At 62.4% G+C, this 13,926-nt stretch carries 12 protein-coding genes; 5 read left to right on the top strand and 7 right to left on the bottom strand.

From position 1 onward, the window contains the following. Nucleotides 1–180: 180 nt before the first annotated feature. Together VQ575_RS12740 and VQ575_RS12735 are read left to right on the top strand one after the other, a co-directional pair. On the top strand, nt 181–1,095 hold the full coding sequence (locus VQ575_RS12740) for a GGDEF domain-containing protein (protein WP_325919805.1): 915 nt from the start codon (nt 181–183) through the stop codon (nt 1,093–1,095). 9 nt (nt 1,096–1,104) lie between these two features. Beyond that, on the top strand, nt 1,105–2,142 hold the full coding sequence (locus VQ575_RS12735; RefSeq protein ID WP_039588397.1) for an AraC family transcriptional regulator: 1,038 nt from the start codon (nt 1,105–1,107) through the stop codon (nt 2,140–2,142). A gap of 12 nt (nt 2,143–2,154) precedes the next feature. Here VQ575_RS12735 and VQ575_RS12730 read toward each other — a convergent pair whose 3' ends face one another. The 3 genes from VQ575_RS12730 to nirB all read right to left on the bottom strand — a co-directional run bounded on the left by VQ575_RS12730 (nt 2,155) and on the right by nirB (nt 5,622). After that, nucleotides 2,155–2,595, bottom strand: coding sequence for a CBS domain-containing protein (locus VQ575_RS12730; protein ID WP_039588396.1), 441 nt, complete (start codon nt 2,593–2,595; stop codon nt 2,155–2,157). 94 nt (nt 2,596–2,689) lie between these two features. Further along, entirely contained in the window at nt 2,690–3,061 is a 372-nt protein-coding gene (gene nirD, locus VQ575_RS12725; RefSeq protein WP_039588394.1) for a nitrite reductase small subunit NirD, read from the bottom strand. After that, on the bottom strand, nt 3,061–5,622 hold the full coding sequence (nirB, locus tag VQ575_RS12720) for a nitrite reductase large subunit NirB (protein ID WP_039588393.1): 2,562 nt from the start codon (nt 5,620–5,622) through the stop codon (nt 3,061–3,063). Before nirB ends, nirD begins: the two co-directional genes overlap by 1 nt. 547 nt (nt 5,623–6,169) lie before the next feature. On the opposite strand from nirB, the gene VQ575_RS12715 reads away from it, so the two are divergent. Together VQ575_RS12715 and VQ575_RS12710 are read left to right on the top strand one after the other, a co-directional pair. Then, entirely contained in the window at nt 6,170–6,583 is a 414-nt protein-coding gene (locus VQ575_RS12715; RefSeq protein WP_039588392.1) for a CBS domain-containing protein, read from the top strand. A gap of 29 nt (nt 6,584–6,612) precedes the next feature. After that, nucleotides 6,613–7,596 (top strand): SDR family oxidoreductase, encoded by a 984-nt coding sequence (locus VQ575_RS12710; protein ID WP_325919804.1) that lies wholly within the window; start codon nt 6,613–6,615, stop codon nt 7,594–7,596. On the opposite strand, the gene VQ575_RS12705 is transcribed toward VQ575_RS12710, so the two are convergent. The 3 genes from VQ575_RS12705 to VQ575_RS12695 form a co-directional block, all read right to left on the bottom strand. Continuing rightward, nucleotides 7,585–9,192 (bottom strand): alpha-amylase family protein, encoded by a 1,608-nt coding sequence (locus tag VQ575_RS12705; protein WP_039588390.1) that lies wholly within the window; start codon nt 9,190–9,192, stop codon nt 7,585–7,587. The genes VQ575_RS12710 and VQ575_RS12705 overlap by 12 nt on opposite strands. Nucleotides 9,193–9,202: 10 nt before the next feature. Next, the gene (locus tag VQ575_RS12700; protein WP_198726882.1) at nt 9,203–10,729 is read right to left on the bottom strand and encodes an alpha-amylase family glycosyl hydrolase; all 1,527 of its coding nucleotides are present in this window, start codon (nt 10,727–10,729) and stop codon (nt 9,203–9,205) included. Nucleotides 10,730–10,877: 148 nt separating this feature from the next. After that, nucleotides 10,878–11,507 (bottom strand): TetR/AcrR family transcriptional regulator, encoded by a 630-nt coding sequence (locus tag VQ575_RS12695; RefSeq protein ID WP_325919803.1) that lies wholly within the window; start codon nt 11,505–11,507, stop codon nt 10,878–10,880. Between the two features lie 86 nt (nt 11,508–11,593). On the opposite strand from VQ575_RS12695, the gene VQ575_RS12690 reads away from it, so the two are divergent. Further along, on the top strand, nt 11,594–12,226 hold the full coding sequence (locus VQ575_RS12690) for an NAD(P)H-dependent oxidoreductase (protein ID WP_325919882.1): 633 nt from the start codon (nt 11,594–11,596) through the stop codon (nt 12,224–12,226). Between the two features lie 12 nt (nt 12,227–12,238). Here VQ575_RS12690 and VQ575_RS12685 read toward each other — a convergent pair whose 3' ends face one another. Then, on the bottom strand, nt 12,239–13,801 hold the full coding sequence (locus VQ575_RS12685) for a L,D-transpeptidase family protein (RefSeq protein ID WP_045156048.1): 1,563 nt from the start codon (nt 13,799–13,801) through the stop codon (nt 12,239–12,241). Between the last annotated feature and the right edge of the window lie 125 nt (nt 13,802–13,926).

The following is a 13,926-nucleotide window of genomic DNA, read 5'->3' as shown; positions in this document are numbered from 1 at the left end:
GCGCCTGCTGCGCAGCCGAGCGGGAGCAAGCTCCCTCGCCACGGGGCGGTGTTGCCGAAAAAAATCCGAATAACCGATGAGCTAATTCGACCTCCCCCACCCCATCACCCACCGTCACAGCCCTGTCACATTCATCTGCTGTGCTGGGCCGCATTCCGCTTCTGGCAAAGGATTCCGGCCATGTTCTCCATGCTCCGCCCGCATCGCGTCAAACTCGCCCTGCTACTGCTGGCGGCCAACCTCGGGCTGATCCTGCACTTGGCCAACGGCTCGATCAAACCTGTGGCGCAATGGATCTGGCTGGACATTCTCGGCGAGGGCGGCTCGGCGCTGCTGGCCTTGGTATGGCTGGGCCTAGTCCTGAAAAGCCGCCCCGCCGGCCGAGTGACCAACTACCTCGTCCTGGGCCTGGGGTGCATTTTCTTTTCCTGGTGGATCGACAGCCTCGATGAGTTCATCCACCTGCCCGACACCATCACCTGGGATCATTGGCTCGAATCAGGACCGATGCCGGTGGGCATGATTCTGCTGACACTGGGCATTTACCACTGGCACCGCGAGCAACTGGCGATCAACGGGCAGATGGAAAAGCGCGAGCGACTGTTCCGCGAGCACCGCCTGTTCGACAAGCTCACGCCGTTGGGCGGCGCGGATTTTCTCAAGCACGAGCTGACCGCCAGCCTGGAGGACAGCCGGCGCCGCCAACAGCCCCTGTCGCTGCTGGCCTTGGACCTCGACAATTTCGCCGCCATCAACCAGCGTTTTGGTCACGGCGAAGGCGATGCCGTGCTGCAAGCGGTCAGTCAGTTGCTGGTGATGAATCTGCGCCGCCAGGACCTGGTATGCCGCCTCGCCGGTGACCGCTTCGTGGTGCTGCTGCCCGACACCGGTGAAAGCCAGGCCCTGCGCCAGGCCGAGGAGCTGGAACAGGCGGTGCGCAGCCTGGCCCACAAGACCCGGCAACACGGCGAGCGCTTGCAACTGGCGGCCAGCACGGCGGTGGTGATGGCGTTCGACGAATCCCCGGAAGCCTTGCTCAAACGCCTGAACCTGACGCTGGCCCGAACCCGGCACACGCTGGCGAAAAGCCCCTGAGGCCGGCCGATGACCTTGAAGACCCATTGGTGCGAATCCGATCACCGCTTCATTGCGGGGCACTATCAACCGGCGGCGCTGATCGACCTGGCCTTGTCGCGGGACATTGACAGTCATCGCCTGCTGCGCGGCACCGGCCTGTTCCACGACGATATCCTCGCGGGCCGAAGCCGCATCAGCCCGCAACAGTTTCTCGGCCTGATCGATAACAGCCGGCGCCTGCTGGATGCCAGCGACAGCAGTTTCCTGTTCGGCCAGCGCCTCTTGCCCGGCCACTACGGGCCGGCCAGCCATGCCTTGCGTCACGCCCAGAATCTGCATCAGGCGCTGGACACGCTGATCGACTATCAGCTGCTGCTCAGCCCGTTGGCCGCGCCTCGTTTGCTACTGGACGAGCATTACGCGTATATCCACTGGTTGGACAGCTGCGGCGCCAATGAGCAATGGCGTTTCGTGCTGGAAGCCAGCATGACGTCGATGGTGGCGATGAGTGCCTGGCTCAGCGGTGAACGCTTGCCCTGGCAATGCAGCTTTCGTCACGACGAACCGCGTTACGTCGAACAATATTGGGTACACCTGGGTGAACACAGCCAGTTCAACCGACCGCTGGATATGATGCGCCTCCCCCGCCATTGCCTGGCCCAACCCTGGCCCAACACCTCGGCAACCGCCGGCCAAGTCGCGCGGATCGAAGCCCGCGAACAGATCGACCAGTTGGGTTTCGCGTCGAGCTTCCTCGACTGCCTCTACGACTATTTGCATGCCCACGTGCAACAGACGCCGAGCCTGGAACAGACCGCACAGGCCTTCGCCATGAGCCCGGCCACGCTCAAGCGCAAGTTGCACAAGCACCACACCGGGTTCCAACAACAGGTGGACCGCGTGCACATGCACGTGGCGTTGTACTTGTATCAGGTCAAGGGCTTCAGCAACGAGGAAGTGGCGCAATACCTGAGCTTCAACGACACGGCGAACTTCCGCCGGTCATTCAAGCGCTGGACCGGCAGCACGCCGAAGCTGATCCGGCAGTTGCTGGCGTTGGGATAGGATTCGCGGGGCTCAATGCCCGCGAATGTAATGCTCCAATTGCCGGATCAGGTCCGCCTGCTCCACGAGTGATTCCTTGACCAGGTCGCCAATGGACAACAGGCCAATCAGTTCTCCGTTATCCAGCACAGGCAAGTGTCGCAGGTGGCTGTCGGTCATGACTTCCATGCAGCGGTCGATGCTCTGCTGGCTGTCGGCGGTGATCACTGGCGTGCTCATGATGGTGCGCACCGTAGTGCCCACCGATGAGCGGCCCTTGAGCACCATCTTGCGCGCATAGTCCCGTTCGCTGAAAACCCCGACCACCTGCCCGCCTTCGATGACCGGCAGCGCACCGACATTTTTCTCGGCCATGATCTGCAGCGCTTCGAGTACGGTCTGGTCCGGTGCGATGCTATGGACCTGCTGGTTCTGCACGCTCTTGAGTCTTACCAATTGGGCGGCGGTTTTCATTGCTAATCCCCATCTCAAACAAAAGTGACCGCTGTCGTGGCGAGGGAGCTTGCTCCCTCGCCACGAGGGCACCGAAAGACCACAATTGCGACGGTCAGTCCTCGCCAATCTCCACCACATCCCCATTCAAACGCACCGGCCAGACCCGCAGGCGCTGCTCCGGGTATTCCAGGCAATGGCCGTCCTCCAGGCGGAAATGCTGCTTGTACATGGGCGAGGCAATCACCAGTTCACCCTTGATATTGCCCAGCAAACCGCGGCCGATGACATTGGCGCCGGACTTCGGGTCGCGGTTGTCGACGGCGTACAAGGGCTTCTCCGCATGCTCCGGCAAGTACAGCAGCGCCACTTGGCTGCCGTCGTGCCAGGCGACCACGCCGGAGTTGGGCACCAGGTCTTCTCGGCTGCACAGGACGCGCCACTGCACGGGTTGCTGAGCGATACGAACGACGTTTGACTGGCTCATCAGAGCACCTCCTCGGTAACGGGAATCAGGTGAAGTTCATGGGCATGCACTGGTCGACGCTGGCCGCGCTCGCGGACGAAGTGGACGTCCGGATCGCCGCGCTTGTCGTTGACGAAGGTCCGGAAACGCTTGAGTTTCTCCGGATCCTTCAAGGCGTTGGCCCATTCGCATTCGTAGCGGTCGACCACCAGCTGCATCTGCGCTTCAAGCTCGGCGCCCAGGCCCAGGCTGTCGTGAATGATCACGTCCTTGAGGTAATCCAGGCCCCCTTCCAGGCTTTCGCGCCACACCGAGGTGCGCTGCAGTTTGTCGGCGGTGCGGATGTAGAACATCAGGAAGCGGTCGATGTAGCGGATCAGCGTCGCATCGTCCAGGTCGGTGGCGAACAGTTCGGCGTGACGCGGACGCATGCCGCCGTTACCGGCCACGTAGAGGTTCCAGCCCTTTTCGGTGGCGATAACGCCAACGTCCTTGCTCTGGGCCTCAGCGCACTCGCGGGTGCAACCCGATACCGCGAACTTGAGCTTGTGCGGCGAGCGCAGGCCTTTGTAGCGGTCCTCGATGGTCAGGGCCATTTGCACGCTGTCCTGCACGCCGTAGCGGCACCAGGTGCTGCCAACGCAGGATTTCACCGTGCGCGTGGATTTGCCGTAGGCGTGGCCGGTTTCGAACCCGGCTTCGATCAGTTCGGCCCAGATGTCCGGCAACTGGTGCAACTGCGCGCCGAACAAGTCGATGCGCTGCCCGCCGGTGATCTTGGTGTAGAGGTCGTATTTTTTCGCGACAACGCCGATGGCGATCAACTTGTCGGCGGTAATTTCCCCACCGGCGATGCGCGGCACCACCGAATAGGTACCGTTTTTCTGCATGTTCGCCATGAACGTGTCGTTGGTGTCCTGCAACGGCACCAGGTGCGGGTCCATGATCGGCTGGTTCCAGCACGACGCCAGGATCGACCCCACCGCGGGCTTGCACAAATCGCAACCGGTGTGGCCGCGACCGTGTTTGGCGAGCAATTCTTCGAAACTGATGATGCCTTCCACCCGCACCAGGGCATACAGCTCCTGGCGGGTGTAGGCGAAGTGTTCGCACAGGCTCTTGTCGACGCTGACGCCGCGGGCAATCAGTTCGTGCTCGAACACTTGCTTGACCAGCGCAGCGCAACCGCCACAACCGGTGCCGGCCTTGGTGTCGCACTTGAGCTGGCCGAGATCGGTGCAGCCGCCGTCGATGGCCGAGCATATCGAGCCCTTGGTGACGTTGTGGCATGAGCAAATGGTCGCCGCCTCGGGCAATGCCGCCGGGCCCAGTGTCGGGGCGCCTTCGGACGACGGCAGGATCAGGCTGGCGGCGTCCTTGGGCAAGGCGATGCCGTTCTGCATGTACTGCAGTAGGGTGTCGTAGTAACTGTTGTCGCCGACCAGGACAGCGCCAATCACGCGTTTTCCGTCCGCATCGATCACTAGGCGACGGTAGCTGGCGCTGGTTTCGTCGATGAACTGGAAGCTGCGCGAGCCCGGCGTGTTGCCGTGCGCGTCGCCGATGGAACCGACGTCCACGCCGAGCAATTTGAGCTTGGTGGACATGTCCGCGCCGGTGAAGGCCTCGCTGGCTTCGCCACACAGGCGCGCCGCGACGTTGCGGGCCATCTGGTAGCCCGGCGCGACCAGGCCGAAGATGCTGCCATTCCACGCCGCGCATTCGCCGATGGCGTAGATGTCCGGGTCGCTGCTCTGGCAATGATCGTCGATCACCACGCCGCCGCGCGGGCCGATCTGCAGCTCGCATTGACGAGCCAAGGCATCCTGGGCGCGGATACCGGCGGAAAACACGATCAGGTCGGTTTCGAGGAAATCATCATTGCCGAAGTTCATCCGATAACGGTAATGCTCGCCCGCGCCAATGGATTGGGTGCCCTTGGACAGATGCACGCCGACGCCCAGTTTTTCGATGCGCGCCTTGAGGGCCAGCCCGCCCTGCTCATCCAGTTGCACCGGCATCAGCCGTGGAGCGAATTCCACCACGTGGGCTTCCAGGCCCAGCGTCTTGAGGGCATTGGCCGCTTCCAGGCCCAGCAGGCCGCCACCGACGACCACGCCACGACGGGCATTGCTCGCCGCAGCGCGAATGGAATCAAGGTCTTCGAGGGTGCGGTAGACCAGGCACGAATCGCCCTCGGCACCCTGGATAGGCGGCACGAACGGGTAGGAACCGGTGGCGAGCACCAGCTTGTCGTAGTGGATGCGCTCCCGGGCGGTAACCACTTCGCGCGCCTGGCGGTCGATTTCCAGTACCGGTACGCCCAGATGCAGCGTGACACCAGGGGTCTGGTACAACGAGGCTTCGCCCAAGGCCAGCGATTCGGCATCCCGACCGGAGAAATACTCGGACAGATGCACGCGGTCGTAGGCCCGCATTGGCTCTTCGCTGAAGACATGCACACGGTAATGGTTGAGGGCACCGCGCTCGATCAGTTGCTCGACGCAGTGGTGGCCGACCATGCCATTGCCGATCACGATCAGCGTTTGCAGCTTGTTCAGGGAAGCAACGTTGGAATTCATAAAAGCACCCGACAAAAGCCCATCACGGTTTTTTGAAAGCAAAAAAAAGACGCCTGAAACCTTGCGGTTCCAGGCGTCTTTGCCTGTTCTGTGCGGTATCGACCCGGCGACTGCGCCCTGATCTACCGTTATCCCCCGGCCTGCTGGCGCTCGATCTTCGTTGACCGACGGGGCTGCCCACTCGATTGTGTTCACGGTGGGCCTGTGCAAGGTCTTGCAGCGAGCGTGCCAACACCTATCCGCAGCCGATCCACAACCCGATAGTCACCGCCAACCCCTGTGGGAGCGGGCTTGCCCGCGAAGAGGCCCACCCAGTCACCTCAAGCTGACCGGCGCCGGCCAAGCACTACCATCTGCCTTGCGATGGTGCGGCAGCCCACCTGCGGCTTCATAAAAGTGCACCTGAACAACCCCATCGGCAAAAATCCTGAACCATCGCCAAGCCCGATTTTCACAATAAGTGAGGAGCCCGTCAGGTGGCCGCACAAGCGAATCGCGACGCCAGGCAGTGGCTTGCTGTTCAACCCGAAACGAAGGAGATTCAACGATGAAAATCAATGAAATCATGAGTCGGGAAGTCCGCACGATCTCTCCCGACACCCCTCTGCGCGAGGTTGCGCAGATCATGCGCCAGGCCGATATCGGCGCGCTGGTGATCAATCAGAATGACCGCATGGCGGGGATGGTGACCGACCGCGACCTGGTGGTTCGAGCCATGGCCGAAGGTATGAACATGGATACCCCGGTCAGCCGGATCATGAGCGATGAGGTGCGCTATTGCTTCGATGACGAAGAAATCGACCACGTCGCCAAGAACATGGCCCAGATCGAAAAACGCCGCCTGCCCGTGGTCAACCGCGATAAACGACTGGTTGGCATGGTATCCCTGGCCAACGTTGCCAGCTGTAACGCCGACAAAGTCAGCGCCAACTTGCTGCGCGGTGTCGCGCAACCTCACTGATTCGCCAAAGGAGCTGCGGAGCGAGCGCAATGGATGAGCGAACCCCACCGGTTGTCGTGATCAGCGGTTCCAGCGCCGGCGTTGGGCGTGCGACCGCGCACCGATTTGCCGCCGCCGGCTATCGCGTCGGGTTGCTGGCCCGGAGCGAACGAGCCCTGGCGGACACGGCGCAAGAACTGGAGCAATTGGGTGCGACGTGCCTGGCGATCAGCGTCGACGTTGCCGACGCCGATGCGGTCTTCGAAGCGGCGCAGCGGATGGAACGCCAACTGGGACCTGTCGACGTGTGGATCAACTGTGCGATGGTCACGGTGTTTTCGCCGATCCGCCAGTTGACCGCCGAGGAAGTCCATCGCGTCACGAAGGTGACGTACCTGGGCACCGTACACGGCACGCTCGCCGCACTGGACCTGATGGGACGACGCAACCGTGGAGTGATCATCCAAGTCGGTTCGGCGCTGGCCTATCGCGCCATTCCGCTGCAGGCCGCCTATTGCGGGGCCAAGTTCGCGGTGCGCGGGTTCACCGATTCATTGCGCTGCGAGCTGCTCCACGAGCACAGCAACATCAAGGTGTGCATGGTGCAACTGCCGGCGATCAACACGCCGCAGTTCGATTGGGCGCGCAACAAGCTGGGCAAGCGCCCGCAACCGGTGCCGCCGATTCATGATCCGGACGTAGCCGCGCGGGCGATCCTCAGCGTGGTCAAGCGCACGCCCCGGGAATTATGGCTGGGTTCGGCCACGCTCAAGGCCATTGTCGGAACGTGCCTGATGCCTGGGCTGCTCGATCGGCTGTTGGCCCGTAACGCCTGGTCGGGGCAGATGACCAACGAGGACGACGACAGTCAGCGCCAGGACAATCTGTTCGAGTCGCAGGAGTCTGTGCACCGTACCCGCGGGCGATTCAACGGTCGCTCGCGGGACGCTGCGCTGGCGCTCAGCTCGACACAGGTGTCAGCCTTGCTGTTGGCCACCGGCGGGTTGCTGGCGGTCGTGCTGCTACTCTTCTGAGCCTGCGCGTCGGAACCATCGATAACCGTAACCGTTCAGCGTCAGCTTCGAAGGGGCCGTGGCTGGATACGGACTGTCCGAGAGCACTTGCTCGTATCCCTGCAAATCCAGTTCGCGCAACTGCACGCTGACCGTTTCCGTGCCAAGGTTCGCCAGCATCACCGAGGTGGCTTCGCACTCATGCGCGATGGCGAACACCGCCGGATGATCGACCGTCAACAGCCGTGCCTGGCCATCGCCGACTTCGTTCAACCGGGTCCGTGCCAACAACAATCGACGGGCCCGAGCCAACAGCGAATCGGGGTCATCCTGCTGCTCTTCCACATTCAATCGCGTGTAGGCAAAGGGCCCTTCATCGATTACCGGGGCGGCCAGGCGTTGGGCCGAGGAAAACCCGGCATTGGCTTCGTTGCTCCACTGCATGGGCGTGCGCACCGACAGGCGCTCGGGGCGGGACAGGTCGTCGCCCATGCCGATTTCTTCGCCGTAGCGCACGATCGGCGTCCCCGGCAGCGACAACAACACTGCCTGGGCCAGTGCCTGGCGCCGCACGTCGCCGTTGAGCATCGGCGCCAGGCGTCGACGGATGCCGCGGCCGTACAGGCGCATGTCTGGCTCCGGGGCGAACGCCTGCATCACTTCCTCTCGCTCCTGCTCACTCAAGCGCTCCAGGTCGAGCTCGTCGTGATTGCGCAGCCACACGGCATAGTTCGCGCCGTCCGGTGGCGCGGGCCGGCGGGTGATGGCCCGCTGCAACGGCTCGGCTTCGCCACGGGCCAACGCCAGGAACAGATGATTGTTCACCCAGAAATCCAGGACCAGGCCCAAGCGTTCGCCCGTACCGAAGTAATGGCTGTAGCGCTCGGGCTCGACGTCCACTTCGCCCATCAAGACGCCTTCGGGGTTGATGCCGGTCATGCATTGGTAGAACCGGTCGAGCACCCAGACGCCCTGCTCTTCATCGCCGCCTCCGGCCTGCTCGACCAAATGCGAGGCCGCATCGAGGCGAAAGCCGGCGATGCCCAGCTCCAGCCAATGGACCATGATGCGCTCGATCTCCTCGACCACGCGCGGGTTCGCCAGGTTGAGGTCCGGCTCATGCCGGTAGAACAGATGCCGATAGTACTGGCCGGCCTGTTCGTCCCAGCGCCAGATGCTGTCTTCCACTGATGGAAAAATCGGCTGGTTGCCGTCGTCCACCGGCGTATCGGACCACAGGTAGTAATCGCGATAGACGCTGTCCTTGTCCCGCCGCGCCCGGAGGAACCAGGGATGCTGGTCACTGGTGTGCTGCACGACCAGTTCAAGGATGACGCGAATGCCGCGCTGACCGGCCTGCACGATCAACTGGCGCAAGTCTTCTTCGCTGCCAAAGCGCGGGTCCAGCGCCATGAAATCGCTGACGTCGTAACCGGCGTCCTTGAACGGTGACCGATACAGCGGCATCAGCCATAGCGCACCGACGCCCAACGCTTGCAGGTAATCGAGTTGCTGGATGATGCCCTTCAAGTCGCCACGGCCATCGCCGTTGCTGTCGTAGAACAAGGAGGGATCGATCTGATAGATCAAGGTATTTCGGTGCCAGTTGGCGTTCATCAGTGACTCCTTATCGACACAGGATCACGGCCTGCTCGGCGGCCAGTCGACCGCTGAACGGCTGGCCTTCATCCGCCCCGTCGCTGGCGACTTCCACGCGCCAGGGGTCGGCCAGGGGGAAGGTGTGTTCGCTGTCGGCAAAGTTGATGCAAACCAGGCGCTCGTCCCCCTCGCAATGGCGACGATAAGCCAGCACTTGCGGGTGCGACGGCAGTTCTTCCCAGCCGCCCAGGCGCAGCGCCAGGCTGTTGCGACGGCAGGCCAGCAAGCGTCGGTAGAGCGCCAGTACCGAATCGTCGGCCCTCTCCTGGGCCTCCACCGACAGTACGTCGGCGTTCGCGGCGAACGGCAACCACGGCGCCTGTCCCGACCAACCGTGCGGCGCTTGTGCAGTCCATGGCAACGGTGCCCGGCTGCCATCCCGCCCGCCAGGATCGACGCGCGTCTGGGCGGTCACTTGGGTATCTTCCAACCCCAGTTCTTCGCCTTGATAGATGAAAGGCGTGCCGCGCAGCGTCAGCAACATCACCGCCGCAGCCCGGGCCCGGCGCAGCGAGCCGCCGTAGCGACTGCGGTGGCGGCTGTTGTCGTGGTTGGACAGCACCCAGGTCGGCCAGGCCTGCAAGGGGCCGAGGTCGTTTTCCACTTCGCGGATGCACATGCGAAACACCACCGGGTCCCAAGGGGCATCCAGCGGAGGGAAATTGAACGACATGTGCAGCTCGTCACTGGCGCCATAATAAGCCGCCACCTGCGCCGTGGAGCGAATGTTCACTTCGCCGATCAGCACCCGCTCGCCGGGATAGCTGTCAACGAGGCGGCGCAATCCGCGCAGCACTTCATGGCTGTAGGGCTGGTCATTGATCTTCACCATGGTTTCGCCGGCCATGCAGCGCGGGTCGTCGGCGAAACCCTGGTCTTTGCCGACACAATGCACCACGTCGACGCGAAACCCGTCCACGCCGCGTTCCAGCCAGAAATGCAGGACCTCATGCATGGCAGCCACCACTTCGGGGTTGTGCCAATTGAGATCCGGTTGTTGCGGCAGGAAAAAGTGCAGGTAGTACTGCTGGCTGTTCTCGTCCCAGGTCCAGGCGCTGCCGCCATCGATCGACGCCCGCCAATTGTTGGGCTGGTCGCGCCAGATGTACCAGTCGCGCTTGGGATTGTCGCGGCTGGAACGCGACTCGATGAACCAGGGGTGCTGGTCGGACGTGTGGTTCGGCACGAAGTCGAGCAGCACCTTCAACCCGCGCTCATGGGCCTTGGCAATCAAGGTGTCGAGGTCAGACAGGTTGCCGAACAGCGGATCGACGTCGGTGTAATCACAAATGTCATAGCCGGCGTCACACATCGGCGAGCGGTACACCGGCGACAGCCATAACGCGTCGACGCCCAGGCGTTGCAAATGGTCCAGGCGTGCGGTCAAACCGGGAAGATCGCCAATGCCATCGCCGTTGGCATCGGCAAAGGAGCGAGGATAAACCTGGTAGATCACAGCGTTCTTCCACCAGGGCGAATGGAAGGAGTTGGGCATGTCGCCTCCTCTGATCGCAGTGTTTGGTGGGCAAGACCGCGGCCCCGCCTGATGCCCCTGTTATCGAGGGACATCAGTTAAGAACCGGAAAAGGTGCCTGGGGTTCGTTTTTTCTTGTTGGGAAATCTGTTTGAGCGATGGCGGTGGTTCAGCTTGAAGCTTTCCCAGCAGCGCGCTCGACCATCGCAACGATGGTCACGAACAATTCGCGCTTGGCCTCCTGGGCGCTGATTTCCCCATTGGCCGCCGCGTCGGACAAGGCCTCCGCCGCCCCCAGCATCGCCCGCAGGCTCGCTTGGGAAAGCCGCCCGGTCCCGGCGAAGGGTTCAAGCACCGAGCGACATTTTTCCAGGAAACTGCGTTCACATTCCCTCTTCATGCGCTCAAGTTCGGGTGAACCGCTCAAGGCCGCGATGGCACCTGGGATCTCCCTTCCTTGGAGCAGGACGCACTCCACGAAGGAATCGGCTGTCACCTGCGCGCGGCTTTGCAGGTCCGGTTCACTGGCGTCAATCGCGGCCTCCATCAAGGCAGTCTGGCGGACATCGAAATCTTGATAAAGCGCGGCCAATAGCCCCGACCGGGTTATGAAGTGGTTGTAGACGATGGGTTTGGTCACGCCAGCCTGGTCCGCCAGGCGCGCCAGGGTCAGCGCTTCGCTACCTTCTTCGCGAACCATGCGCCAGGCGACCTCCAGTAATTGCCGATGCCGATCGAAGTGCGACAGACGCCGACGGGGCGCGGCATCGGGCCGCGTATTTTCTTCATGGGTTGACATGCTAACTTTACCAGTAGTAACTTACGTTCAGTAACTTAACCAAGCATACCCGCTTGACACTGTGCGACACCAGAAGGAATTTCAACATGCATGCCCTTATCGTCGTTGCTCACCATAACCCCGATTCTCTGACCCATTCGCTTGCCCAAGCCATTGGCAACGGGGTCGTTCAAGCCAATCCGGCGCATACCTTCGAGATAGCCGACCTCGCTGCCGAGGGGTTCGACCCGCGCTTTGATTTTGCCGACGCGGCGGTTCATCACCGCGAAGCAGCTCCGGCCGCCGATGTCCTGGCCGAGCAGGCCCGAATTGACCGTGCCGACGCGTTGGTCGTGGTCTACCCGATTTATTGGTGGTCGATGCCGGCACTGCTCAAAGGCTGGATCGACCGGGTATTTTCCAATGGCTGGGCGTTCGACTTCATACCCGATCAACCTTTTGTTCAGAAGCTCCAGCGCCTGCGGGTTCATCTGGTGGCCGTCGGTGGCGCCGATGCTGGCAGTTTTGAACGTCATGGCTACGACCAGGCGATGGTCACGCAAATTGAACATGGGATTTTTGAATACTGCGGCGCCCGCGTGGTGAGCTCCAACAGATTGCTTGAATCGGAGAGCCTCGATCCGAAACTCCACCTGGAAACGGCACATGCCCTCGGTCAGCGGTTGTTCTCGACAGCCGGCGAGCCAGCCCGCATGGAAGCCGAAGTCGAGTGCGCCTGAAAGACCCGGCAGTCAGAGCGCACGGCGGTCAGCGGCCGACAGGGCGACATCGCGTTGGTAGATATCCGGGATATACACCGCCCGACCCTGGCTGTCCGCTTGCACTGTCCAATAGCCCAGCAGGATCGGCACGGGCTTGGCCAGCCTGAACTCATGGGTCAGTTCGCTGGCCAGCAGCGTGTCGGTCCGCTTGCGTTCTGCCGAGGTTAGGAGCAGGTCCCGCATGTGCATGACCTGCTCGATGCGCACACAGCCAGAGCTGAAGGCCCGAGGACTTTTGCTGAACAACGCCTGGCTGGGCGTGTCATGCAGGTACACGGAAAATGGGTTGGGAAAGCGCACGACCAATTTACCCAAGGGATTCTTCGAACCAGGGTCCTGGCGCAGCATGAGATCACCGGGGTGTTCCCAGTCGATATTCTCCACTGCCAGCGGCAAGCCATCCCGATCGATGACCCGCAGGTTATGCCGCGCCAGGAACTCCGGGTCGCGGCGAATCTCGGGGAGTTTGTCCTCGCGCATGATGGTCGGCGGGATCGTCCACGAGGGGTTGAGTGTCAGGCGGGTGATGCGCGATTTGATCAACGGCGTCTGACGTTCGGCACGCCCCACCTGGGTGCGGGTTTGCCACACGGGGGCGCCGCCCTGGTAAACCGTCAGTTGCGCCGCCGCCACGTTGACCAGCACGCTATCGGGCTCCAGGTCCTGCGCCAGCCAGCGCATGCGTTCAAGGTTGATGCGCAACTGCTCGCGACGCATGGCTGGGCTAATGTTGAGCTCGGTGACGGTCCAGGGCCCCACTACCCCATCGGCTTGCAGCGAATGATGAAGTTGGAAACTCTTCATCGCCTCCACGAGGCTCGGGCTGTAGTGCTCGTCGGCGTCGAGTGGCGGCACGCTCAGGTAGCCTTCGTTGAACAAGCGCCGGGCGAGCGCCGGTACGCGGGCGTCGCGCTTGTCGGGTTGCAAGAGCGGGCCGCCGGGCACCGACTGCCAGTCCGCCAGGGGTTGCTGCCGTTGCCGGGCGTAGAGCTCGCGCAGGTTGCGATAGAGCGTCAGGCTCGGCCGGGCCAGTTCGAAAGCCTCGGCCGGGTCTTGCAGGCCCGCGATGGCGAAATGCAGCACCATGGCTTGACGGTCCGGCAACTGGGGATTGGCTTTCCAGATCGGCTCCAGGCGGTTCTGTGGCAGATAGCCGAAACGCAAGTCATGCAGGGCATGCAGGTAGCGTTGGCTGATAGCGATGTCGGTGCAGGCGGCATTGGCGTAGGCGCCTTCGCCCGGCAAGGGGTAGCGGTTCGGATCCAGCCCGTCATCCGCCAATTGTTGCAATTGGAGCAGCAAGGCCTGTAACCGCTCATCGTCCGCCCAGATCGCCTGGCCTGCGTTTTGCTGGTACAGCGACTGCAGGCTCATGACCGTCGGAAAATCGACGCTCGCAGCCAGTTCAGGGCAGTTGGCAGATAACTGCGCCAGCGTGGTTTGCGCCTGCCCCGGATCGCCGTCCTCGGCCGTAGCGACCAATGGCGCAACGAGCAATAAAAGGCTCAGGTAACATGCGGGCTTTTTAAACAACTGCTTTACTCCAATCCATGGCCGTCTCGTTGACGGTGAATTTTGCGACAGGTACGACCCGCCATCATGCAGACAAACAAAACCGGACGGGATGCCGCAAACGAACGCCATCGCAAGCGGCCTTC

The organism is Pseudomonas frederiksbergensis (assembly GCF_035751725.1).
GTDB lineage: Bacteria > Pseudomonadota > Gammaproteobacteria > Pseudomonadales > Pseudomonadaceae > Aquipseudomonas > Aquipseudomonas frederiksbergensis_A.
This window is presented reverse-complemented; position numbering and strand designations above follow the sequence as displayed.

Coding starts and splice junctions, on each gene's coding strand:
- VQ575_RS12695 (WP_325919803.1), bottom strand. CDS start 11,507: ATGTCAACCCATGAAGAAAATACGCGGCCCGATGCCGCGCCCCGTCGG.
- VQ575_RS12735 (WP_039588397.1), top strand. CDS start 1,105: ATGACCTTGAAGACCCATTGGTGCGAATCCGATCACCGCTTCATTGCG.
- VQ575_RS12710 (WP_325919804.1), top strand. CDS start 6,613: ATGGATGAGCGAACCCCACCGGTTGTCGTGATCAGCGGTTCCAGCGCC.
- VQ575_RS12705 (WP_039588390.1), bottom strand. CDS start 9,192: ATGAACGCCAACTGGCACCGAAATACCTTGATCTATCAGATCGATCCC.
- nirD (WP_039588394.1), bottom strand. CDS start 3,061: ATGAGCCAGTCAAACGTCGTTCGTATCGCTCAGCAACCCGTGCAGTGG.
- VQ575_RS12690 (WP_325919882.1), top strand. CDS start 11,594: ATGCATGCCCTTATCGTCGTTGCTCACCATAACCCCGATTCTCTGACC.
- nirB (WP_039588393.1), bottom strand. CDS start 5,622: ATGAATTCCAACGTTGCTTCCCTGAACAAGCTGCAAACGCTGATCGTG.
- VQ575_RS12700 (WP_198726882.1), bottom strand. CDS start 10,729: ATGCCCAACTCCTTCCATTCGCCCTGGTGGAAGAACGCTGTGATCTAC.
- VQ575_RS12715 (WP_039588392.1), top strand. CDS start 6,170: ATGAAAATCAATGAAATCATGAGTCGGGAAGTCCGCACGATCTCTCCC.
- VQ575_RS12730 (WP_039588396.1), bottom strand. CDS start 2,595: ATGAAAACCGCCGCCCAATTGGTAAGACTCAAGAGCGTGCAGAACCAG.
- VQ575_RS12740 (WP_325919805.1), top strand. CDS start 181: ATGTTCTCCATGCTCCGCCCGCATCGCGTCAAACTCGCCCTGCTACTG.